Origin of the sequence: Catonella sp. (genome assembly GCF_052173895.1) — a bacterium.
Lineage (GTDB): Bacteria > Bacillota > Clostridia > Lachnospirales > Lachnospiraceae > Catonella.
In genome coordinates this window covers 64056-88457 of sequence record NZ_JBQMXS010000004.1, presented here as the reverse complement: position 1 = coordinate 88457, position 24402 = coordinate 64056, and the positions used below count along the sequence as shown (strand labels likewise).

Below are 24402 nucleotides of genomic sequence, written 5' to 3'. Positions count from 1 at the left end.
AGAAAACAAAATAAATTTTATCTCATTTAACTATTGACATTTATTAGCTGGACTTGTTATTCTACGCCTCCACTGTTATTATAAATTTTCACAATGTATAATAACATTTTATAATAATTATATATAAATATTCTATAAAAAGCAACACTTATATTCCATGCCTTTATTAGATTTTTGTAATAATACCTTTCAAAATACTAATATTTTAGTTATATCCACAGAATATTGCAAAAATCTACACATTTTTCATAAATTCATATAGGTGCTTTTAACGTGAACTATAATATTAAAAAAATTCCTGCCGACAGCATTTCAACTATCAGCAGAAATTAGTTTTACTTTACTTTTGTCTCTCTATACTTCTTCCTATAATCAATATAAAATTCCAAGTATGCCTTTGTTATGAAATTATATTCATACATCTGCTCCAATATCCTGTTAAAATCATCAAAACGAATATCAGCTCTTGCAAGACTACTTAAAAGCCCTGTTATCCTATTCTTATATTCAGCTGAAGATAAGACCCCATCACGCCAGAGAAGATTAGCCTTATAAGCATTTTTAAAATCCTCACCATACCTCATGTCTTTTGTTATATCATCCTCAACCTCAAAATCTGCCCCCGTAATATCTAATACATTCTTTGCTGAAGAATTTGTAAAGTACATATCCTTTCCAAGCCTGTATAGATTTTTATAAAATGCCGTACCATATTCTGTGCGTTTCTGATAGTAATCCGGCAAAAACGGACTGAAAGCTAAGGCCACGACTGACACTCCCTTATATTCATTATATTCTACATCCGGACTGGACTTCACTCCGGTTTCATAATGTAACTTCATATTATATTCTAAAGGAAAGTCAAGTAACAGTGGCTCATCTCCTCCTATTACCATAAGATAATACTTTTTTTTATCTGCCCAAATATAAGCAGGAGCTTCTTTTAGCCCCAAAGAATCACATGAATCTATAAGCACTTCCCTATGGTCTTTTTTTGCTTTATATCTTTTGAGAGCATATTTAATCTCTTCTCTTGTTATCTTATATTCAGTCTTTTCATCAATTTTCCCAAGTGCCTTCTCTATCTCACTTTTAGGCTCTCTCTTCTTTCTCTTTTCTTCCTCTTTTCTTAATTTCTCGGTAGCCCTCTCTTTTTCTTTCTCCAGTCTCTGCTCCTGTTTTCTCTGCTGATATTTTACCTTATCTCCCTGTTCCTTTAGTTCATCCGATGTTAAAGTCATAGACTGCCACCAAATAAGGTCAACAACTCCTACCAGCATAGCTATAAGTCCATACACAATCCCCATTCCTAATACAGCCATAACACCGGAAAACAACGTTATAAGAGTAAAAATTACAATACCATACAGATACCTTTTTGTAATTAAATCCCCATATAGCATAGCATCTATTATTCTTGACATTTTTTCTTTAGTGCCTAGTTTCATTAAATATCTCCATTAAAAAGTTATTCCCCTTTTGTCCTTAAGGAGTTTACCTCCACTAGCTATAATAAATGCCCCACACACTGCAGATACCACAACTACGACTATTCCGAGAGCTATATTGACTACTCCTACAAAGTGCATACTCTTATACGCCTTCTCATCACTATTCACAAATTCTGACATTGTTATTCTCCTTATCTTTTATAAAATATAACTTAGACAGTCATAATACCAAAAGTATTTGCTACCTGTACCGTCACTTTTAATACTAACATATTTAAACAAAAAAATAAAGTCAGATAACAAACTTGAATTTTTACCTTAAAATAGGTATAATTCTTGTGTATACACAAAACATCAACATCAATGTGTTCTCACATGGAAAAGAGGTTTTATGAAAGGATATGTAAATACAAATAAAGGAGAAGTTTCAATCAACAACGATGTTATTGCAAACTATGCCGGTTCTGCAGCAATAGAATGTTTTGGCATAGTTGGAATGGCTTCTCTAAGTATGATGAGTGGTCTTGCTACCCTGCTTAAAAAGGACAATTTAAGTAAGGGTGTTGAGATTATTATTGAAAATAACGAAATTACTGCCAAACTTCATATCATCGTTGCTTATGGGGTAAGCATTTCTGCAGTAGCCGAAAACCTTATTGAGAATGTAACTTATAAGGTTGAAGAGTTTACCGGTATGAAAGTTAAAAATATCTATGTATATGTAGAAGGCGTAAGAGTCGTTGACTAAGGAGGATTTACAAGTGGCAATATCTAAATTAGATGCACCTATGCTTAAAAAAGCATTTTTAGCCGGTGCTGCGAGACTGGAGTCGCAGAAAGAAAGAATTAATGAACTCAATGTATTCCCTGTTCCGGACGGAGATACAGGAACCAATATGACTCTTACAGCTCTGTCTGCTGTTAAAGCCGTAAATGCAGTTGAAGAACCTACTATTGAAAGTCTTGCAAAAGCTATGTCAAGTGGTTCTCTAAGAGGAGCAAGAGGAAATTCGGGTGTTATTCTCTCTCAGCTCTTAAGAGGTTTCTGTAAAGAAATAACTGCTCATGCTGATAATGTAACTGTGTCGGTACTTGCTGCTGCCTTTAATAAAGCAGCTGAAACTGCTTACAAGGCTGTTATGAAACCAAAAGAAGGTACCATTCTTACCGTAGCAAAGGGTGGAGCAGATAAGGCTGCGGAACTTGATGGCACAACAGAGGACATTGCTAAGTTTGCAGGCGAAGTTATATCTCACATGGAAAAAGTCTTGGATTCAACTCCCGATATGTTGCCGGTGCTTAAAGAGGCCGGTGTAGTTGATTCAGGTGGTGCAGGACTCTTAGAAGTTCTTAAAGGTGCTTACGATGTACTTCTTGGTAAAATAGTTCCACTTGCTGACGGCAACATAAATACCACTGCTGTCTCTTCAGGAAAATCCGGAATTACTGATGATATAGAAACTGCTGATATCAAATTTGGCTATTGCACTGAATTTATAATAATGTCTGAAAAAGAATTCACAGAAAAAGACGAATCTGATTTCAAGCATTATCTTGAAGGACTGGGAGACTGTATCGTAGTTGTAGCTGATGATGAAGTTGTAAAAGTACATGTCCATACTAATGATCCCGGACTTGCTATACAAAAAGCCCTTACTTACGGTCAGCTTACAAGCATGAAGATAGATAATATGCGTGAAGAACATCACGAAAGAGTGATTGAAAATGCCACTCAAAAAGCTAAAGAACAAAAAAATGCAGAAGAAAATACTTCTAAACTTTCTAACGAACCTAGAAAGAAAGATGGTTTCATAGCAGTATCAGCCGGAGAAGGCCTTAGCGAAATATTTAAGGGACTGGGTGCTGACTATGTTATAGAAGGCGGACAGACCATGAACCCAAGTACCGATGACATCTTAAATGCCATAGATAAGGTAAATGCTGATAATGTCTTCATCCTGCCTAATAATAAGAATATCATACTTGCTGCGAATCAGGCTAAAGAACTTACAGAAGATAAAAATATAATTGTAATTCCAAGTAAAACAGTGCCACAGGGCATTTCAGCCATCATCAACTACATCCATGACGGTGATACAGAAAGCAATATATCAAAAATGACCGAAGGTATGGAGTGTACCAAATCAGGCGAGGTAACTTATGCTGTAAGAGATACGGTAATTGATGGAAAGACTATCAGTCAGGGCAATATAATGGGTATAGGCGATACAGGAATTATATCCGTTCGTGATTCAGTAGATTCCACAGTGCTTGAAATGTTAGAAACTCTTGTAGATGAAGATTCAAGTATAATCAGCCTTTACTTCGGTGCTGAAGTTGGCGAAACCGATGCTAATGCATTAATTGATAAGATTACAGAAAAATATCCAAACTTAGATGTAGAACTCCAGTTTGGAGGACAGCCTGTTTACTATTATCTCCTCTCTGTTGAATAATTATATATCATAATCTATAAAAATCCCCTGCAATACCTGTTGCAGGGGATTAAATTTTATTTCTTACGTCCTATCTTATCCTATTATTACAAACATATCATACTACTGTCTTTTTCTTCTAAACAATAATACCACTGCTATAATTAGTGATAATCCACCAAATAGATAATAGAATACATTACTACTTCCACCGGTCTTTGGAAGTCTAGGTTTCTTACGCATCACACCTTGAGGTGTACCATCATCATCTACTAATACATACTCACTTGTTCCATCCGGCTTTGTTCTCTTCACATACCTTCCAAGAGGTGTTCCGTTTTCATCCACAGCCATAAATTCATCAGGACTATCAGGATCATTTGGATCCGGGAAAGAATCTACTGTATAAGTAGGTATCTCTCTTTCAGGTGTGGTTGAAGGCGGATCTACCGGAGAATTCGGTGTTTCATTCTCTTCTATTGGAGTTTCAGGCTCCTCAGGTATATTAGATGGAGTCACCGGTGTTCTTGGTGTTGTCGGTGTTGTCGGTGTTGTCGGTGTTTCCGGTGTTGTCGGTGTTGTTGGTGTTGTTGGCGTTGTTGGCGTTGTTGGCGTTTCCGGCGTTGTCGGCACTATCGGAGTTGATGGTGGTGTCACCGGTGGCTGACTTGGTGGTGTTGGTGGCTCATCCTTCTTATTCTGCTTAGTCTTTTTATTTATAATATTTATTTCATACCCAAGCTCTGTATCATTAGGTACAATTCTAAATGCTGTATTTTCTTTAAGCTCACTTATGGTAAATCCTGTATCAGCCTTTATTATTTCAAATTCATACCTAAGATTATCCGGTAAATCATAGCCAGCTTTTCCGGTTATTTCAGTAAGTTCATATTTACCTGCCGGTAATTTATCAAATTTAGCATATCCATCTATCCCAGTTGTAGCTTCTGTGACAACATCTGCTGCTAAATTATGTCCAACTGCATTTAATTTAAACTTTACTCCATCTAAATTTGTATTATCATCCCCGGTCTTATGTATCTTCAGTTCTGTAACAGGCTTATTTTTCCATTCCACTTTTGCCCAATACCTTATATTATGACTAAACTCATCTTTCTGGTTCAGCAAAGATGTCCCATACTTAAGTGCTACTGTATTATTGATAGCATTATTTACTATCCTTGTAGTATACTCAAGTCTATAAATTGTACCTGCTTTACTTGACAAACCTTTAAGTATTAATTCTCTTTTTATTTTATCATAAGAAATCCTATCTTGTAGCTCAGCTTTCTTAGACAAAACCTTTGGAATTCCATTTGTTATTTCAGTTAATACATAAGAGTGTCCATCAAATATCGGATTGCCATCCTTATCTGCCAATACCTCAATACCTTGTCCAAGTGTATCGACAAGCTCTATAGTATTTGCATTATCCAACCGGTTCTTTATACTCTCCGGCATAAAATTAGGATTAAACTCTATTTTCCATTTAATCGACTTAATCTGATTATTAGTCTCAATATCAGAACTCAAATTATCTTTAGATAAGAACCTGGCATCATATACGGCTGAGACATGGCTCTCCACAGTCTTTGTACTTTTATCATTAGAACCTTTAAGTTTAAGACTGAGTTTGGCAATATTCGTTATAAGTCCTTTCGCATTCGAATCATCATTTATCTTGAGCCTCAATATTATAACATATGGCTTGTCAATATTAGAAAGGTTAAATGTCAACTTCTTACCTTCTAATTTCGGATCAAACAAATTCTTTACTGCATCATTAGTTAAAGACGAACCTGTAGCCACTACATATCCGTTTTTCCCTATTCTTTCTAACGGTTCTAATTTCTTCCCCTCATATACTAAGTATTTATTAGAACTATTTATATCCGTCACTTCCCAGCCATTTGGAAATTCATCTTCCAGTCTCATCTCAAGATATTCATTAAAGTTGTTTAATCCATCAGCATTAACACTGAGTCTGTATAATATAGACCTTTCCTTAGCCGAAAATGCCTCCTTAACAGCAGTATTGTTTTTATCGTAATACTCCTCTTTGGGATCTTGGTTTATATCATTTAAATTATAAGAACCTTTCATTATGTTCTCAGCATTTGTTGTCGGAATAACTCCTTTTTTAAGCATATTACTATCATAATAAGGCCAATAGTCTGCAGGTGGATGTATTGTGTAATCGGAACCTGTCTTTTCAACAAGATAAGCCCTATTAGTATTCTGATCCTGTTTCTTTTCCTCTCTTAATTTATTTGCCGTCAAATGCCTTGGATCTACAAGCTTAGAGTCAAATTTAAACTTATATTCATGACTATCCCCTTTTGATGAATCTTTTCTAAATCCTGTTACTTCAAGCACCTTACCTATAGCTTTTCCATCATAAAGAAGATCATATACTTTATGAGTTAAACTAAGCCCTGAGTTATCTTTAAAATTACTCCTATACACATTTCGAGCATCACTCCTTGGCAGTACCTTCTTTACATCAATTCCAGATGCAAGTGCTGTCTCCCCATTAGGTCCTTTTACCGAAAGTTTATTTCTATCACTCTCTCTATTATTCGAATTGAAAAATCCCCAATCAATCACATCCTCATTGTTATTATTCAGAGCAACACCAGAAAGAAACACATCATAAAAATATGTATTTTCAGTAAGAACTCCATTTTTTACAGAAATTTCCCAAGTCACATCTGCCGGTGCTGAATCGTTACCATCCTTCTTATATCCATTAGCTGTTTCCTTCTTCAGTACAGGATTACCTGCCGCTAACACTATATCTTTTTCTAAAGTAACCTTAGCTGCGTTATTACCATACTCTCCATTCCAATAAATTTCAGCAGTATTAGTAAATTCTTTACGGTAAACTGCTTTACTACAAGCTATCTTTGATACAATAGTAAGCCTGACTTTGCCGTTAAGTTCAGCAATACCTATATCTGAAAGTTTATAAAATTTATCTGCCGGCTCTGTATTATATATCTTATTTTTACCTGCTATAACTTGTCCATCTTCTGATATTGCCTCAAGCTTGGCAGAAACCCACTCAAGCTGTTCAGTACCACTGCCATCACTCGGCATTATATCTTTTATACGAACATCCTTAAGTTTTCTGCCCTTTATACTTCCATCCTTATCTTTATATGAGCCATTAAAATCTATTGTCCAAGTTACATAATAATCGTCACCTTGTTTATTCTTATCTCCTCCACTTACATTCTTACTTCCCCAGTCCGCTATCAGATACACCTCAGCAGAAGATTTATCTATCTCATTATCACCTTGCTTAATCAAAGCTGTATTTTTCTTTTTATCAAAACCATTCTTAAACTTATGCCAACTAATCTCTGTATTAAAAGTAATAACAGCTTTATTGGGAGCACCGGCAGGAAAAGTGTAGCTAATCTTATTATCATTATAATGATGATTTGCACCTAAAATATCAGAATTATGTTCGCCTTTTATTTTAAAACTGCCACTTCTAAGCGCACTACTTATCCCCTCATCAGAAATAGGATTTAAATCATCAAAAAATGTATAGCCTTCAAGAGAATTCTTGCTTGTTATTTCTGCTTTCCAAAGTATTGAATGAGTGTTATAATCAATTTCTCCGGTTTTCTTTATAGATACTGCAGGACTCACATCTAAGACACTATATCTCTTATTCAGTACATAAATTTCTGTAAGTGGGGTTGTCTGTTGGTTTTCATTCTGTTTAATAGTATACTCCAAACCAAGCACTATTGACTCAAAACCATCACTACCAGTAAATATGCTCTTATCCCCTGCTATTTTAAACTCCGCAACTACAGCATTGCCTTCATTTTTAAAAGTTATCGTAACTCCTATCTTATCAGAATTCTTAGCTTTAAATTCAAAGGTTTTAGTCGCCGGTATTGATACATTTTCACTGATTTTAAGAATAGTACTATCTCCCGGACCTAACTTACCTTCACCACCATTTATATCAAATGGTACTGTTGGCCTTATTTCAATACTAAAAGGTTTTTTGGGATTTATCTTATTTGAATCACTAATAGTATTACCATCTTGGGTAACTTTTGATACAAACTCCGTTATAATATTAGGCTTAAATTTACCAGTAAAAACTCCCCCATCCCTAATCATCTCATCCGATATATCTCCGGATGGAAGTCCTAGTTCTTCTGCTGAAAGCCCATCTATGTTTTCCGGCTCGTCTTCTACTTTTTCACTACCCCCCCCCATAGAATTTTCAACAATTTCATAAGGCGCTGCCTCATCAGCCTGTGCCCATACATACCCTAGGCTGGAACAAATAAGAGCCAAGGTCAAAATAATGCTTAATACACCATACTTCTTCTTTTTCTTAAATCCCATACTCTTCTCCTTTACTAAATAAAGCAGGATAAAAACTATTATGCTTTCACCCTGCAAAAATTTACTGTTACTATTCTGCATAATATGGATGTATTATACCATTTTCTGTAACAAAATTAAAGCATCTGATTTTTTTAATTAATATAAAAAAATATTATCAAATCTCTCTCACATATAAACTATACTTATGTATCTCTAATTTCTCTCACCCTCTTTAAGATGTTTTTTAAGTATTATATATCCTAAATAAACTCCCATAAAAGCCAGTACAAAGGTAATTACTGTAGAAAGCAGTCCCATTAGTCCCTGTGTATATTGTATCTGTGCGTTCATACTCTCCTCTGTCATTCCTGCCCTTCCTATCCAATCAGCTTTATACTGTTCTAAGAAGAACCATGATGGAATAATAGCTCCCCAAGCCTGACCTACATGCATAATACCTGAGGCTACAGCCAGTTTCCATATCTTAACTGTCTTGCCATCTCTTGATGCTATGAAGTCTGCAATTACAGCCATTACCATAGAACTTGCTACCCAAGGGATATAGCCTCCTCCCATAATCCAGAATAACGTCATAAGGATAGCTGTCATAAAGGTGAACTGCCACATCTTCCCTACTTTTCTTGACATAAATATCAGCACTGAGCCTGTTATTACAGCACATAAGCCAGGACTTATCGCATGACCGAAAGGTCCAAGTGGAGTAATTACTACCATTACTATCATATAAAACACCATATAAAGTGCTGTCAGCAAGGCAATCGTCACCACATCTTTCATTTTAAAACTGTTCTTCATCTTTTTCTACCTCCATATTAGTAAAAATATTATTTAATTTACACAAGGTATTGTCCGTTAATTCAAAATCCTCATATACATTACCACTTTTAAGATAAATTATTCTATTTGCCACATTTCTAATAAATTCATAGTCATGGGAAATAACAATCACCGCTGCATCCTTCTTAAGCCTTACTATCTCCTTTGCCACCTTCTTCATAGATACAATATCAAGACCACTTGTAGGCTCATCAAAGATTATCAGTGGCTTATCACAGAGCATAGCCATTCCTATCTGAAGTCTTTGTTTTTGACCTCCACTTAAATCAAAGGGATGCTTATCTTTATAAGAATACAAGCCCAAATAACTGAGTGTTTCTTCTATCTTTTCTTTATTGTTATTTACAAGGGCAAGCTCGTTGTATACAGATGTTCCAAAAAGCTGAAAATCAGGATCCTGCATTATATAAAACGGAAGTTCCTTACAGTTTATCTCTCCATTATCAGGCTTTAATGTCCTGCACAAGAGTTTAGCTAAAGTAGTCTTTCCAACACCATTATTACCTACTAACACAGTTACTTCACCCTTGTTTAGTTCAAGACTTACACCTGTCAAAATGTCTTTATAGATTACATTTTTTAGACTTGCAATCTTTTCTACATTTGTACTTTTGTAAGGTAAAGGTAATTCTAAATCAAAAAGGTCAAAACTTCTGGTATCGTATGTACTTTTCTTAAACTCTTCCTCGCTATCAAACTGCTTTATTCTTCCTTCTTCAACAAGAAATACCCTGTCTATAAGTCCACTCAGATAATAAAATCTATGGTCAGCTACAATTACCGTAATACCTGCATTTTTCATATCTGCTATAATTTTACCAAGCCTCATCGCATTGCCATAATCAAGATTTGCTGACGGCTCATCAAAAATTACAGCCTTTTGATTCAGTGCCAGAGCAGATGCGAGTGCAAGCAGCTGCCTTTCTCCACTTGAAATTTCAAAAATATTTCTGTTAAGAAGAGGATGTAGGCTAAATTTTTCAGTCAAAGCCGTCAATCTTTCATCCATCTCTTCTTTGGCATATCCATAATTTTCCATTGGAAATACAAGCTCTGCAGTAGAATTTGTTGTAAAAAACTGACTTCTCGGATTTTGAAACACCGATCCTATATGCTTATTCAGCTCAAACATTTTAAGCTCAGTATATTTTTTATCTTCAAAAAAAAGACTGCCCTCAAGACTTCCCTCTACGGTTTCAGGTATTAATCCATTAAGGCACTTTAATAATGTAGATTTACCACTTCCACTATCTCCTGCAAGTAAAATAACTTCTCCGGCTTTAATATTAAAATTTATATCCTTTATTCCATCTTTTGACTGCTCATAATAAAATGTCAGCTTATCGGCTTTTATCATATTTTCCATAACCCTGCCCATACAATTCCAATTATAAGTAATATTACTAATAATCCATCACTCTTTTTAAATCTCTGCTCATAATAAGAACTTCTCCTAATATTCGCATCTATACCCTTTACAAGCCCTGCTGAAGTTACCTCTTCTGCTAGAACTGTACACCTAAATAACTGTGGGACTATAAAATACCTAAAACTTTCTATAGGCTTTTTCCAAGTAAATGCTATACCTCTAAGCCTCATAGACTCCTTTATATAGCCAAATTCTCTCTTAAAAGTTGGTACATAACGCAGTGTTATTATAACTGCCACCACAAGGTTCCTTGGAAGTGGAAGCCTTTCAAGTGCCGATAAAAGTTCAGCAGTGGTATAATCCCTAAACAGGATTGTTGCCATCATAACACAGGGCATAAATTGCATCATTAGTACACAAAATATAGCAAGACTACCTATACTAAATACAGTTGAAAAAAGTACATTCCCTCCCCACAACAATCCATATATAAAAATTAAAATCAATGTTCTTTTTAACTTACCACCTATAACAAGTACTAATGATGCAAACACCATAAGTATATAATTAAGTGGATATGCTGCCATAAACATAAACAGCGTAGGTATCAATAGATTGAAAAATAAAACCAAGGATGGATTTATTTTTATAGCTTTTATTTTCATAATTTCCTCTAACGATTTATCTTTTAAATTAGTTGGGACTAACTCGCTTAGTTTACTCCTATATCTACACTTAGTCAAGCAAAAAACGAGGGAATTTTCTGAATTTCCCTCGTTTTTTATCACATAACTGAAATTATTCATAAAATATCAGCTAATATACAGTATCACAAACCTACTTTCTAATACACTCCCACAAACGAAATAGCAGGTGCTACTCTTGCATCTGTTATCTCTATTTTTAATCCTGTTATTTCCTTACCGCTTAATTTTACAATTCTCTTATAGCCTATTACAGTTCCGTCATAGACCTCGCCTCCCCCTTCTCCCTTCACATCCTCATAAACTTTGAACTTTTCTACTCTTTGGCTTAATAAAATATTTTCTTTTAATACAAGGTAAGATGCCTTTACTCCTTCTTTCCATTTAAGATTTATACTTAGCTCCCTATGTCCATCCTTCGGCTTAAAGTAAGTTTCATAGCTGTCAGTTCGTATACCGGTTATATTCTCTCCTCTGTCTCCTTTTTCAGGCAAAGAGATAATTTCAGCCTTATCAGCCAAATTCTCCTTAAAACTTTCTCTGATAAAGTCACCTAATTCTGCAAGCCTTTTAACATCATTTTCATGAAGGCATCCATCCTTCATTGGACATATATTAAGAAGTAATGCTGTATTGCCGCCTACGGATTTTAAATAAATATCCTTTAGATTTTCAAGGCTTCTTACCTTATCATCTTCTTCAGGATGATAGAACCATCCCGGTCTTATTGAAAGGTCTGTTTCTGCCGGATACCAGGTGAGTTCAGGTTCATTTTTTAAGACTTCCCTGCTACCAAGCTCCTCCTTGGTAGGATCTATAGCTCTTTTTCTAAACTCTTCACTGTCTTCCTGCTGACTTAGTTCAGCTGTTAAAGCGGGGGAAGTCATAAGCTTTGAAACTACACTCCATTCACTCTTCCTAACTATTCCTGCTTCATTACCACACCATCGTACATCAGGTCCGCTTATCGAAATCACAGCCTCAGGCTGTAACTCCCTTACCTTAGAATAATACCTCTCCCAGTCATATACCTGTTTTTTGCCATTAGGCCCTTCACCACAGGCTCCATCCATCCAAAATGTATATATATCCCCATAATTAGTAAGCAGTTCCATCATCTGGTTTATATAGTAATCATCGTATTCCTTTCCTGAACCATACATGGAACTGTTCATATCCCAAGGTGAAAGATAAACTCCAAATTTAATTCCATATTTTTTGCAGGCTTCCGACAGTTCTTTCACAATATCCCCCTTACCGTCTTTATAAGGAGAATTTTTGATACAATGCCCGGTGTATTTAGACGGCCAAAGACAGAAACCATCATGGTGTTTACAAGTCAGTATCAGCCCCTGCATGCCTGCACTTACTGCTGCCTTTACCCAGCTTTCAGCATCTAAATTATTCGGATTAAAAATTTCAGGAGATTCATCACCAAGCCCCCACTCTCGGTTTGTATATGTATTTACCGTAAAATGAATAAAACCATAAAACTCTCTTGTCTGATACTCTACCTGTCTTTCAGAGGGAACAACCCTTATCAGTCTTTTATCAAGTTCTTCGTATTTATAACTCATTTCTCTCTCCATTCTCTATTCATCAACCTTTTACTGCTCCTACCATTATTCCTTTTACAAAATATTTCTGCATAAAAGGATATACCAAAAATATAGGCAGGGCAGCAAGTACTGTAATTCGTTATCTCTCGGAAGAAAGGTATAAAAATTCACCGGCTTCTCAAATAATATGGTAGTACCTTCTTTAAACTGATGGATAAGCAGCTCATGTATAAATTTCACTGCGGTATCATTAATCTTATCCCTATCTTCCTCTTTTAACGAAAATTTACATAGATATTTCATTTTTTCGTTTTCATTCCAGATAGGTTCACTGCCCTCTCCCATTAGATATTTTTTAAGCCCTTTTTCTAAAAAATTTCCCTTTTCTGCCTTATCTTCACCACTTCTTCCTATCCCTATGAGGTATTCTTTTGTTTCTCTAAGCAGTTTATCTATCTCTTCCATGTTTATAGTTGCTTTTAATACATAACCATTTATCTTTAAAGGCACAAGCTTTCTTATAAGCTCAAAATCATCTATGCAGGAAATCACAATAATGGCACATTCTTTATCTATTTCCCTTATATTCCTGATCAGAGTATAACCATCCATAACATCCATTCTAATATCTGTGATAACCACATCAGGTTTTATCTTTTTAAAAAGTTCAAATGCCTGTCCTCCATCATCTGCCTGTCCTGCAAGTTCCATCGAATAATCACTCCAAGAGATAGCATTTTGAAGTCCTATGCGTACTAAAAGTTCATCTTCTGCAAACAAAACTTTATACATACCCTTCTCCCCCATCAAACCAATTTCATCTCACTTCATCTTAATAAATTATACTATAATCTTAACATTTTGCAAAGAATAAAGAAACGGTACATCCTCGTTAGACATACCGTTTTCTTTGATTTGATATTTAATTGTGTATATTAAGCTAATATAAACCTTATTACTTAGTCCTATAAATATATATTTCTTTCTCGGCCTTAAAGTTTGCCAAATCTACAGCTCTTATACTCACCTTATTCTGCCCTAATTTTAGAGGAATTTTTATTTCTTTATCAAGTACAACTCCCCCCTCTGCCATTGTCTTATGTGTCTTATCTGCTATATCAATAAGCGAATCTCCGTTATATAGCTTTAATCTTAGTGAATCATCCTCTGAGTGTACTTTTATGGTAACACTATCTGAGTCAAGTTCTCTATTCATCACTTCATAGGTTAATACAGGGTCTTTAAGATCATAGAATGCCCTTCTTACTATACTTGCTTTCTCTCCTTTTTCTGTAACTGCCTCAACCCTTATGTTTACACAGAAATTAGATACAGGAAGAGTTACCGAAAATGGATAGCCTATGCCCCTATAAGGCGAAACTCCACCATAAGCATACTTCTTTTCCATACTTTTTATGTCTTTTCCACTTAAAGTTATTGTATCGCTTATAGGTTTTCCTTTTTCATCTACCAACTTTACTTCAATAGTCTTTACCTTATCATCTTTCTTCACATTTCCGATAAAGCCTTCGATATTTACTGTTCTATCATTATTAGACGGAATTACTGCCAAGAGTGCAGGACTTTCTAAAAAAACTACCGGATATTTAGTTTTAGTATTATTTTTTCCGTTATAGCCATCGTCAAAAAGATCGTTTCCAAAAGGTTTACTAAGTTTATCTCCTTCACTTCCCTCATAAATTACTTCAATTTCTGCATCATCATCAATAGTAGCATATATGTATAATGCATAATGGTTTTTAGGGAAATCGTATCCTTCCGCCCCACCTAAAAGGTCAAAATATGCCTTTTTTTCAAGAATTACATTTTCACCATTCTTCTTATGAACTATAACTCCCTTTACAGCTGTTTTTTTACCTTTCTCAGTAAAAATCATGTTTAACTTTAATTTACCACTTTTTACAGCCAGAGTTTTATCTTCTCCAACTTCTATGTCTTTTCCATCTAACTGTATTTTATTAAACCTTTCTAATTCAGCCTTAGCAAGGTTTATCTTTATATTTTTACTCTCAACTTCTTCAGGCATAACTCCTTCCTTAAAGCCTGTAACAATCTCCCTTCCTGTTTTCAAGTTTTTGATTGTAAAATTAAGGTTTCTTGTAGCTCTGTCATAAGAATAATTAAACTCTTCCTTCATTTCAGGCTGCACTACATCATCTCTGATAAGGTATTTGATGGAATTTCCCTCTCTTATATAAAGCATACTTATATGATAACTATCATCAGGCATAACAAGTTTGAAGTCTATTTTATCATTTAATGTATTATAGCTAGGCTCTGTCATCAGCTTTCCATCAGCATAAGTTTTTACCTTCTTATCCTTCATCGAATTATCAAAGTTTAAGAATCCTACCGATACATAACTCTTATCTTCCCCTGTTCTTACACTTGTGTTTTTTGTATTGCTAAGATAATCCTTAACCGTAATATATATATGCGAGGCATCCGCAAGGTAGTAGGTACTTACTTCTATTTCCCCTCCTCTATGCCCATTTCTATTTACATATATTCTGGCACTGTCTGTAGGATTAGTAGGAATCATATCCTCAGTTATAATAAGTTTTCCATCTATTACCTTAGGTAATACCTTTCCATCTTTTTCTGTCTCGTCTACAAAATGCAACAAAAGGTATTTTCCAAACTTAGGCTTTCCAAGTTTTAAATCTTCTTTACTCAGTCCATTTACCTGTGGCTTTGTTGCAGACTCTGATTTAATTTCATCTTCTGCTGCTAACGGCTTTTTCTTATGAGGTGGCTCAAGATTTATCCCCGGAGGCAGAGTAGAGCCATTTCCCTTATTCTTATTCTCTAACTCAGCAAACTTCATAGAATTAAGGTAAATCTGCTCTATTCCACTTCCTGCATCTTTTACCGTAAATTTAACCAGTTTAAGCCTTGTTTTCCCCTCTACATTTTTTACTTCTATGTTTTCACTTAATACTGGTGGTGTATTATCTACTCGGATAGGATATTTATAAATCTGCTCCGTATTTCCTCCCCCTGCATTACCACTATTTAACTTTGCCTTTATCTGATATACATAATTTACATTTTCAGATACAATCTTACCATCTATTCTTCCATCCCACCAGGAATCAGGCATTATATTAAAACTTCTGTTTCTCCTTAAGTTATTCAGTTTCCTAACTTTGAGAGATTTTCCTATGTTCCTCAGCACTTCTCCTGTATCGCCATCTAAAATGGAATACTCAATTTCTTCCATGTTCCTAAGAGGTGCAAGCCTTACTGCCACATCCTTGTGATAGGTACTTGATGGCGAAAAATAAAGTGTATCATCTACAATAGGGAGCCTTAATGTTGCACTGGTCATAAACATAGAGGACGCAGAGTCCGCCTCTTTATTTACATAAAACTGTACTCCTCTTTTTTCCTCACCAAGTTCCTTTACACTAAAGGCATCTATCGCCTTTTCGCTTTCCCAATCCCCATAAAACCCAAGAAAAGGAATACTTAGAGTATTATAAACTTCGTCTTTATTTTTAAGTTCTATAAAACCCTCTATATAATTATTTTCTTCAAGCTCATAATCATTAGTGTAGTCAAAATCAAGCTCGATCTCTTTTGTAGAATTTGCCTCTACTGTAACTTCACTTCCTTCAAAACTCTGTCCATCTCCTACTATTACAGGTTTTTCAGTCTTATATTCATTTATGGTAAGATCATATACAGTCTTTGTATGAATGGTATATGTCTTCTTTGTATCTCCAAAGTTTTCAAGAGTAAGTTTTGCCTTAAATTTTGCTTTGGCTACTTCCTTTATTTCAAGTTTTCCATCAGCCTTATTATCATTTGTACCTTCAGCTCTTACTACAACAGTAGTGTCAAGTGCATTTTTAAGATCTAAAGCTCCACTTCCCTGCTGTCTTACAAAATACGGAATACCATTTTGATATTCTACAGGTTTTGCTGTATTCATAAGTAAAAGTTTTATAAAATCCGCCGTATTACCTATCTGAATATTTTTGCTTTTTAAATACTGTTTTATTATAGCACTTGCTCCTGCAACCTGTGGTGAGGCCATCGAAGTTCCCGACATATTTTGATACTTATCATCTTCTGCTGTAGAATAAATACCTCCTCCGGGAGCAGTAATTTCAGGCTTTATTCTAAGATCCGGAGTAGGCCCCCAAGAAGAAAAATATGATAGTCTACCTGCAGTAGGATGGTTAAAAGGCATTTCTTCTATATTAATATTAAACTTAAATCCCATGCTCTTCATAACGGATTCTTTTAATGCGTTATATGTACTTCTTTTAATCCTTGCTACAGTTATATCACCTGCATCTTCTCCAAGGCTTATCCTTCCACCTATTTTCTCCGGATCTGATTCAGGATTATAAAAAACTATTGCCTTTGGCTCAAGTTCAGCCACCTTCTTAAGCTTTGCTATAAAGTATTTTTTCTTAGCCGCATCGGAAATCAACTCCATTACAGCCAAATTCCCTTTAATCTTACTCTGAGTGTAAGAATCATCTTCTTTTCCATCGCTAACTTCCACCCATAATCCTGTAATTTTGTCAGACGGCGCATTATTTCCCGGAGTCACATCTGCCACAGCTATAACTTCTTTCCCATTCTCCATCCAACTTATTGAATTGGAATACCTTTTCAAGTTATCCATAGATGCCACTGCAAATGAACCTTCATCAAGAGCAGGGTTAGCAATAAGGGCTGTATCGTAATTACCTGCAAGAGGCTTGACTCCATAAGTGTTGCCATCTGTTATACTTCCATCATTTCCTGCTGCCACTGCCACCACAACTCCGGCTTTTCTAGCCTTTTCAAACATTTCTATCTCAGGGTACTTCTCTCCCTCTATCGAGAATCCTGCCGAAGAGCCAAGACTCATATTTACCACATCAGCCCCAAGTTCTATGGCATCATCCATAGCCTTTAGCCATATATCGGTAAAGGTAGTAGGATATTGTAAATCATCTGAAAATACCTTTAGTGCGAGTATCTGTGTATTAGGTGCTACTCCGTAAATATTTTTTTCATCATCATTTGCACCAACTATCCCCGACACATGCATTCCATGCATTACTCCATAGCTGTCATAGAGATTTGTATTAAAATCATAATAATTATAGCCATAAGGAATTTTAGCTGTATAATATCTCCCACTCAGCCCCTTTTCTCTAATCAGCCTGTTCACCTCTGTTTCAGAGAGTTTGGCCATCTTTTCGTCATCTAACTTAAAAGCTTTATGATTGTAGTCTATACCTGAATCTATGACTGCAACTACGGTACCTTCCCCCTTATAACCCAAATCATTTGCAAAACCTGAGCCTGTCATCTCATCAGAACTAGAAAGCAGTGGCCTTTCAAACTCCTCAGAAATATAAACATTTTTTACTCCCTGTATTTCATCTAACTTATCTATGTCTTTTGCTTTTACACTAAGAGCTATTCCATTTAAAACTGTATCATAGTTTCTAATTTCGGATGTATCTGCCTCTATATCACTTTTTTCAATTTTTTTAACAACTTCATTTTGCTCTGATATAAGCTCTCTTTTCTTTTCCTCTATAAAACTCTCACTAAGTGCTGAATAATCAATATTTTTCTGATTAGCTGCATCTAATATAGACTCTTTTTCAAGCTGTACTATTACCCTTACCTTCTTATCTTCTTCCTTAGAAAAGTCTTCATTTTTCAAATTAGCATCTACATTTTCTGATAATACAGTTTCTGCTTTTACACTCTCTCTATAACTAAGGCCTGATATGCTTAACGCAGCAGTTAAGATAGCTGCTAACAATCTTCTCTTCTTAATCATTTACCTCATCCTCACTTACTCTACTATAATGTCTAATTCAAATTTTACTCTGCCGTAATTTTTTTCTCCAATCACAACATTTTCTTTTGCTTTTACAACCAATGTGTAATTTCCCTTAACTCCTTTTTTTACTAATTCCATAGAGCCACCACTCCAAACTATTTCATTTTCTCTTCCTGTATTCTCTCCTGTTAATTTAAGACCTATATATCCTCTCTCCGGTAAAGCAACACTTTCTCCCACCTTATACTTAATTTTTCCACTCTTATCTGTATGCTCACATAAAAGTACATAGTCTTTTGATGGTCTCTCTTCGTTTGTTATACTTGGATAATAATTCCACCCTCCTGTACTTCCACCTACATCCCCAACTTCACCTTGTTTAACTTTATACTCATCCGTTTCAGGAAGTTTTTCAACCTCTTCTTTTTCCTTTACATCCATATCATTTTTATCTTTTTCATCTCTATATTTCTCATCCTTTTTACCCTTCTTTTTACCTTTCTTTTTACCTTTCTTTTTATATTTCTTTTTATATTTTTTCTTATTTTTCTTTTTATATTTTTTCTTATTTTTCTTTTTCTTCTCAGCCTTATTCTTTGTTTTCTTATTTTTCTTTTTCTTGTTTTTTACTTTCTTTTTATCTTTTTTTACCCTTTCTTTCAATGCTACAATTTCCGTTTTAGCATTACCGTTCTCACCTTCAGCATAGACCGGACTGAATATGCCCAGACTTATAATTAATATTCCACAAATTATAAATAATAGCCTTCTTTTAGTCTTCATCATTTCACCTTTCATTATGTAATAGTATTATCATTTTGCGACCCATTCGCAATTATATCACTAATTTTAAAATTTGCAACCCATTCGCAAAAAAATATTTATTTTTCCAAACAACTTTGTCCCTCCAACAAAAAAATAGAGTAACCAGTTTATCTTAAACTGAATTACTCTATCTCTTCATTAATAATAGCTTATTTATTTTAATCTAAATCTTCCTACGAGCTCTGTAAGAGTATCTGACTGTGCACTCTGCTCTTCACTGGATGCCGCTGTTTCTTCAGCTGTAGCAGCATTATTCTGAGCTGACTCTGAAATCTTATTTACACTCTTTGTAATTTTATTTATTCTTTCAGACTGAACTGCCACTTCTTGAATTACACTTTCCATAATTCCTACACTCATGCCGGCCTTTTCTCCAACTTCCATAATAGAATCCACCATTCCGGAGGAAAGTCCCAAACCTACTTCTACAGCTTCTATAGTCTGTCTTACAAGGTCATCTGTTTCAGCTGTTACCCTCTCGCTATCATTTGCAAGTTTCTTCACCTCATCTGCAACTACGGCAAAGCCTTTTCCTGCAATACCTGCCCTTGCAGCCTCAATTGCAGCATTCAATGCAAGTAGTCCTGTCTGTGCCGAAATTGCCTTAATGCTTTCAGTATTTGCAACTACCTTACTTGTACATTCTCTAATAAGCTCCATAGCCTTATCAAGATTATCCATTTTATCTTTGCCAAGCATAAGAACTCCACCAGCCTCTTTAGCTACCTGCTCTGCCTTTCTTGACATTTCTTCAGTCTGCATAATTCCTTTTCTAAGAGATTCTATTGAATCCGAAATATCAGCCACAGCTCCTGCTTCCTCGGTACTACTTGCAGCAAGTTCCTGCGCTGAAAGAGCCATCTGTACAGCTCCTGATGCAACCTGTCCTGATGTAAGTCCTATAGAAACAAAGATTTCATTTAAATTATCTATAGTAGCCTGCATTGAAGTCTTTATCTTCTCAAACTGACCAACATAATCTCCTTGAACATCAAAGCTAACATCCCCATTCGCAAGCTTTGACATATCATCAGAAATATTGCCGATTATGTTCTGTAAGAAACTCTTAGTTCCCTTAATTGCCCCTATCATCCTTCCAATCTCAGTTTCATCTTCTTTAAGCATAAACTCATTATCAAGAATCCCTTGAGATAAATAAGAAAGTTCATGCTCAATTTCAAGCGTAGGAGCAAGCATTTCATCCTTTACAAAGACCACATACTGTCTCTGTATTTTTATTACATATACTAGTGATATAAGTGCTATAAGCTGAACAATAACGCTAATTCCCAAAATCACATTAGCTGCCATTGCCATCCTTGAAGTAATAGAACTTATGAGCTGCACAGAAAGCTCTGCAATCTTAGTAACTCCTGCCTCATGTTCTGCACCAAAAGCTAAAGCCATTGCTTCTTCACTCTGACCACCACCTGCATTCTTCGTTGCCTCTAAAACCTTCTGTTCTATCGGTACCAAGCTTTCCGAAGTAGATGCAACTGTTTCTGCAAGCCTTGTTTCCTCTGCTGTAAGTCCTGCCGACTTTAATGCTGCAAGAGATTTGGCAACTCTTTGCACATTATTATTTTCATTCTGATAATTATCATAGTGTGAAGTATTGCCGGTAGCGGCATACGCTCTCATCTCTGTTGCAAGATACTGCGAACCCTGTCTCATCTCTACGGCATAATTTGTCATTTCATTTCTACGGTGTTCTATTTTATATTCAAAAAATTTGGTAATATAAAGGCTCGCAACAATTACCATTACTATTATTACACTAATAATCGTCTTTCTACTCAATCTCCGGTTCTTAGCTGACTGTGTCTCTTTATTCATAGGTTCCCCCTCTAAATAATTATTGGTCATACCTTTAAATCAAAAGCAGATTTAAAAAAATAAACCTGCTTAAATCTACAGTATAGGCTTAGCCACATCACTCTAATCATCCGGTCATTATGCCTACCATGCGATTCTAACACATACAAATTTAAAAGTCAAAATTTTTTATAAAAAGCTTAAAATAGGCTTTATTCCAACTTATGCATCCATCCCTTCTTCTTGAATATCACAAGTGTAATAATGAGTCTGATAACTTCTTCAAGAGACAATATGAAATAGACATAAGGAATTGAAATTTTTAATACAAAAGCAGATAAAAATGCAAGTGGAACTCCAAATAGCCAAGTGCCTATTATGTCAACCCACATTATATACTTTGTCTTTCCACCACTTCTTACAATGCCTCCTCCTAAAATCATGTTCTGAACCTTTACCGGAGAGACTATTGCAAAAACTATCAAAATCATATAAGCTGTCTGCCTTGTTTCATCACTCACATTATATAGTCCTGTGTAATAACGCCCTAAGAGTACAAGTAAGGCTGATAGTAATATCGAACCTGCGAATCCCATTTTCATGATTGTCTTAGAAACACTATACGCCTCATCATACTCTCCTTGTCCCAAAAGCCTGCCTACAATTATCCCAGATGCCTGAGAAAGACCACTAAGTGCTCCTATCATCAATGCCTGAATTGAAAATGTAAGAGTCATCGCAACCAAAGACTCTGTCCCCATATTACCATAAACTCCACCATATACATTTTCTCCAAGACTCCACAAAAACTCACAGATTACCACCGGTGCTATAATACTCACATACAGCTTTCTCATCTTTTTATCAAATCCTAAATCAATTTTCAGCCTTATACCATGTTTCTTAAGCCCTTTTATCAGATACGCTGACAAAATAATAAGCCATACAATCTGAGATATTACACTTGCAAGAGATGCCCCTTTTACACCAAGTGCCGGAAACCCTAAATTACCGGAAATAAGCAGATAATTAAGTCCGGTGTTCAATACTATACCTACTATCCCTGCAATCAGCGGATACACGGTTTCCTCCATACACCTCAACATAACTGCTATAATTCCTCCTAAAGCCATCGGAAGCAGTGCTATTGAAAATATTTTTAAATAATCAACTGCATTAGCAATTATATCGACATCTTTATTATAGATGTAAATGATTTCTTTACCCCAAAAAATACATACTCCGGTAAAGATGATGCCCAAAATTAAGCTATACAAAAGATTCATATAAAAACTTTTGTTTATGTTCTCCTCATTTTTCTGTCCCAAATACTGAGAGAGCATTATTCCTGCCGTTGTAGCTATTGCTCCCAAAAGCACCGTATATATAGATATGAATTTCCCAGCAAGCCCTATGGCAGCTATGCTCTGTCCTCCTAAATGCCCTATCATAAGCTGGTCTACTACACTGAATGAGGCCTGTAATAAGGCGTGTAAAGTAACGGGTAATGCTATTTTTAATATGTTCTTATATAAATTTTCGCTATACTTTTTCATTGTTCTACTCCTATACAATTCACACTGTCACGCACCACTAACAATACCTTTAACTTCTGCTCCATTTGTATATTCTTCCCCTCTTTCAACGCAATCAATGCCTCCATTGCCTTTTTTGCCCGTTCTTTCGTATCCTGTTTCACAGAAGTTAGCTCAGGGCAAACTTTCTCCCCCATTACAGTACCATCAAAACCTGCTATCGAAAACTCTTTTGGTATATCTAACTTCTTCTTTTGCAAAAAGTGCATAAATTCTATTGCATATTCATCAGATACAGCAAAACCCACTGTATAATCTTTTACAATTTGTTTGTAATTCTGCTCATAAAAAATATACCTTTCTGTTTTATGAACCGGTATCTTTAAAAAATCTGCCTTACCATCAGCAAAGCCTTTTCTAAATCCTTCTATCCTCTCTTTATCCATGCAAATAAAATTATCTGATAAGCATACTGCTCTTCTATGCCCCATCTTGTAGATATATTTCCCCATCTGAAAGCCTCCATCGTAGTTATCTATAATAATATTACAAATTTTTTCTGTATTTTTCATATAACCATCATATACTACACATGGTATATGCATACTATCTCTCAGTTTTTTGTAATCACTTTCACAAAATCCCATTATTATAAGCCCATCCATGTTCCACATTGATGCAAATTTAACAATCTCTTCATAAAAAGCTGCCGTCTTAACCATCATAAAATATCCTGATCGTTCTATTTCTTGCGATAATTCATTTAATGAAGAGCTTATAAAATTATCCGAAAAAATTTCATCCTCATATTTAGTATGTCTGTTAATTACAATCCCTATAATTCTCGAATTATTTCTTGCAAGCAGTATCCCTGCCATACTGGGTATGTATCCTCTCTCCTCAATCAATTCTTGAACTCTCTTTATAGTTTCTTGTGATACCTTACTATCTTTACCATGAATTACATTTGAAATAGTAGCCGTACTAAGTCCTAATTCATCTGCAATATCTTTAATTCTTATTCTATCTGACATCTTATCTCCTCAAATTATTTATATATAAAATCATACTCCTATTTTCCTTTATTTACAATAAGTTAAACGCATAACTAATTACAAATTTACTCTTAGATTTTGTATTAATTTTTATCTATTTTATTGCATAAAATGCATATTTATGCTAAAATCTCCTAGAAAAAGGAGGAGTTATAATAATGAAGATTTACAAAAGCAAGCCCTTTGCACTCATTTACAACGCTTTTATATATCTATTTGGTGTGGCAGCCGTTCTTGTTATTTCTTGGATAGCTACATCCGGAAACCTAAAAATCTCTTTAGGTATTTCCGGTGCAGTATTTTTGTTTATGTTGTTTTCATTTCTTTCACAGATGAAGATGAAAATAATAGTAGATGGTGATACCGTTGAATTCATAACAAAGAAAAGCTCTGCCAAGTACAATATAGATGAATGTGGATTCTCATCAAAAATAGTTAATAATGATGATTTGAATCTTACTGTAACTGATGGAGTAAAGACAGAATATTATGACTGCTCATTTTTAGGCTACACTAAGTATATGGAACTTTTGGAAGACTTGAAGATTATCGGAGCCGAGCAAAAAGCTATAAAACTTGAAACCAAAACAAAATAATGAAAAGAGGAGAACCG

The 24402-nt window shown here is 35.1% G+C and carries 15 protein-coding genes and 2 pseudogenes; 3 read left to right on the top strand and 14 right to left on the bottom strand.

From position 1 onward, the window contains the following. Positions 1–335: 335 nt before the first annotated feature. Together ACTTG8_RS01925 and ACTTG8_RS01920 are read right to left on the bottom strand one after the other, a co-directional pair. Positions 336–1448, bottom strand: a complete 1113-nt coding sequence (locus ACTTG8_RS01925) for a hypothetical protein (protein WP_442560433.1) — start codon at positions 1446–1448, stop codon at positions 336–338. Positions 1449–1460: 12 nt separating this feature from the next. Continuing rightward, a complete protein-coding gene (locus tag ACTTG8_RS01920) occupies positions 1461–1631 on the bottom strand; it encodes a hypothetical protein (RefSeq protein WP_442560432.1) in 171 nt (56 codons plus the stop codon). A gap of 211 nt (positions 1632–1842) precedes the next feature. Here ACTTG8_RS01920 and ACTTG8_RS01915 point away from each other — a divergent pair, with 211 nt between their 5' ends. Continuing rightward, positions 1843–2199 (top strand): Asp23/Gls24 family envelope stress response protein, encoded by a 357-nt coding sequence (locus tag ACTTG8_RS01915; RefSeq protein WP_442554081.1) that lies wholly within the window; start codon positions 1843–1845, stop codon positions 2197–2199. Between the two features lie 13 nt (positions 2200–2212). Next, complete coding sequence (locus ACTTG8_RS01910; RefSeq protein ID WP_442560431.1) at positions 2213–3907, top strand: DAK2 domain-containing protein; 1695 nt, start codon at positions 2213–2215, stop codon at positions 3905–3907. A gap of 102 nt (positions 3908–4009) precedes the next feature. On the opposite strand, the gene ACTTG8_RS01905 is transcribed toward ACTTG8_RS01910, so the two are convergent. From ACTTG8_RS01905 to ACTTG8_RS01850, 12 genes and pseudogenes are all read right to left on the bottom strand, one after another. After that, positions 4010–8263 (bottom strand): SpaA isopeptide-forming pilin-related protein, encoded by a 4254-nt coding sequence (locus ACTTG8_RS01905; protein ID WP_442560430.1) that lies wholly within the window; start codon positions 8261–8263, stop codon positions 4010–4012. 195 nt (positions 8264–8458) lie between these two features. After that, on the bottom strand, positions 8459–9061 hold the full coding sequence (locus ACTTG8_RS01900) for an MptD family putative ECF transporter S component (protein WP_442560429.1): 603 nt from the start codon (positions 9059–9061) through the stop codon (positions 8459–8461). After that, positions 9045–10469, bottom strand: coding sequence for an ABC transporter ATP-binding protein (locus tag ACTTG8_RS01895; RefSeq protein ID WP_442560428.1), 1425 nt, complete (start codon positions 10467–10469; stop codon positions 9045–9047). Before ACTTG8_RS01895 ends, ACTTG8_RS01900 begins: the two co-directional genes overlap by 17 nt. Then, positions 10457–11137 carry an energy-coupling factor transporter transmembrane component T gene (locus ACTTG8_RS01890; RefSeq protein WP_442560427.1) on the bottom strand — a complete coding sequence of 227 codons (681 nt, stop codon included), beginning with the start codon at positions 11135–11137 and terminating at the stop codon, positions 10457–10459. The genes ACTTG8_RS01895 and ACTTG8_RS01890 overlap by 13 nt, the downstream gene beginning before the upstream one ends. A 179-nt stretch (positions 11138–11316) precedes the next feature. Continuing rightward, on the bottom strand, positions 11317–12753 hold the full coding sequence (locus ACTTG8_RS01885) for an alpha-L-fucosidase (RefSeq protein WP_442560426.1): 1437 nt from the start codon (positions 12751–12753) through the stop codon (positions 11317–11319). 22 nt (positions 12754–12775) lie between these two features. Further along, positions 12776–12871, bottom strand: a pseudogene (locus tag ACTTG8_RS01880) (carbohydrate ABC transporter permease); the annotation flags it as partial. A 323-nt stretch (positions 12872–13194) separates the two neighbouring features. Next, positions 13195–13527 (bottom strand): annotated as a pseudogene (locus ACTTG8_RS01875) (response regulator); the annotation flags it as partial. Positions 13528–13690: 163 nt separating this feature from the next. Next, on the bottom strand, positions 13691–18556 hold the full coding sequence (locus tag ACTTG8_RS01870; RefSeq protein ID WP_442560425.1) for a S8 family serine peptidase: 4866 nt from the start codon (positions 18554–18556) through the stop codon (positions 13691–13693). A 15-nt stretch (positions 18557–18571) separates the two neighbouring features. Further along, positions 18572–19357, bottom strand: coding sequence for a hypothetical protein (locus ACTTG8_RS01865; protein WP_442560424.1), 786 nt, complete (start codon positions 19355–19357; stop codon positions 18572–18574). A gap of 180 nt (positions 19358–19537) precedes the next feature. After that, complete coding sequence (locus ACTTG8_RS01860; protein WP_442560423.1) at positions 19538–21220, bottom strand: methyl-accepting chemotaxis protein; 1683 nt, start codon at positions 21218–21220, stop codon at positions 19538–19540. 191 nt (positions 21221–21411) lie between these two features. Beyond that, positions 21412–22755 (bottom strand): MATE family efflux transporter, encoded by a 1344-nt coding sequence (locus ACTTG8_RS01855; RefSeq protein WP_442560422.1) that lies wholly within the window; start codon positions 22753–22755, stop codon positions 21412–21414. Then, positions 22752–23768 (bottom strand): LacI family DNA-binding transcriptional regulator, encoded by a 1017-nt coding sequence (locus ACTTG8_RS01850; RefSeq protein ID WP_442560421.1) that lies wholly within the window; start codon positions 23766–23768, stop codon positions 22752–22754. Before ACTTG8_RS01850 ends, ACTTG8_RS01855 begins: the two co-directional genes overlap by 4 nt. Before the next feature lie 179 nt (positions 23769–23947). On the opposite strand from ACTTG8_RS01850, the gene ACTTG8_RS01845 reads away from it, so the two are divergent. Then, positions 23948–24385 (top strand): hypothetical protein, encoded by a 438-nt coding sequence (locus ACTTG8_RS01845; protein WP_442560420.1) that lies wholly within the window; start codon positions 23948–23950, stop codon positions 24383–24385. Positions 24386–24402: the final 17 nt, after the last annotated feature.

Bases quoted from the DNA above. Each gene is read 5' to 3' on its own strand.
- ACTTG8_RS01925 (WP_442560433.1), bottom strand. From the start codon at position 1,448: ATGAAACTAGGCACTAAAGAAAAAATGTCAAGAATAATAGATGCTATG.
- ACTTG8_RS01920 (WP_442560432.1), bottom strand. From the start codon at position 1,631: ATGTCAGAATTTGTGAATAGTGATGAGAAGGCGTATAAGAGTATGCAC.
- ACTTG8_RS01915 (WP_442554081.1), top strand. From the start codon at position 1,843: ATGAAAGGATATGTAAATACAAATAAAGGAGAAGTTTCAATCAACAAC.
- ACTTG8_RS01905 (WP_442560430.1), bottom strand. From the start codon at position 8,263: ATGGGATTTAAGAAAAAGAAGAAGTATGGTGTATTAAGCATTATTTTG.
- ACTTG8_RS01900 (WP_442560429.1), bottom strand. From the start codon at position 9,061: ATGAAGAACAGTTTTAAAATGAAAGATGTGGTGACGATTGCCTTGCTG.
- ACTTG8_RS01895 (WP_442560428.1), bottom strand. From the start codon at position 10,469: ATGGAAAATATGATAAAAGCCGATAAGCTGACATTTTATTATGAGCAG.
- ACTTG8_RS01890 (WP_442560427.1), bottom strand. From the start codon at position 11,137: ATGAAAATAAAAGCTATAAAAATAAATCCATCCTTGGTTTTATTTTTC.
- ACTTG8_RS01885 (WP_442560426.1), bottom strand. From the start codon at position 12,753: ATGAGTTATAAATACGAAGAACTTGATAAAAGACTGATAAGGGTTGTT.
- ACTTG8_RS01870 (WP_442560425.1), bottom strand. From the start codon at position 18,556: ATGATTAAGAAGAGAAGATTGTTAGCAGCTATCTTAACTGCTGCGTTA.
- ACTTG8_RS01865 (WP_442560424.1), bottom strand. From the start codon at position 19,357: ATGAAAGGTGAAATGATGAAGACTAAAAGAAGGCTATTATTTATAATT.
- ACTTG8_RS01860 (WP_442560423.1), bottom strand. From the start codon at position 21,220: ATGAATAAAGAGACACAGTCAGCTAAGAACCGGAGATTGAGTAGAAAG.
- ACTTG8_RS01855 (WP_442560422.1), bottom strand. From the start codon at position 22,755: ATGAAAAAGTATAGCGAAAATTTATATAAGAACATATTAAAAATAGCA.
- ACTTG8_RS01850 (WP_442560421.1), bottom strand. From the start codon at position 23,768: ATGTCAGATAGAATAAGAATTAAAGATATTGCAGATGAATTAGGACTT.
- ACTTG8_RS01845 (WP_442560420.1), top strand. From the start codon at position 23,948: ATGAAGATTTACAAAAGCAAGCCCTTTGCACTCATTTACAACGCTTTT.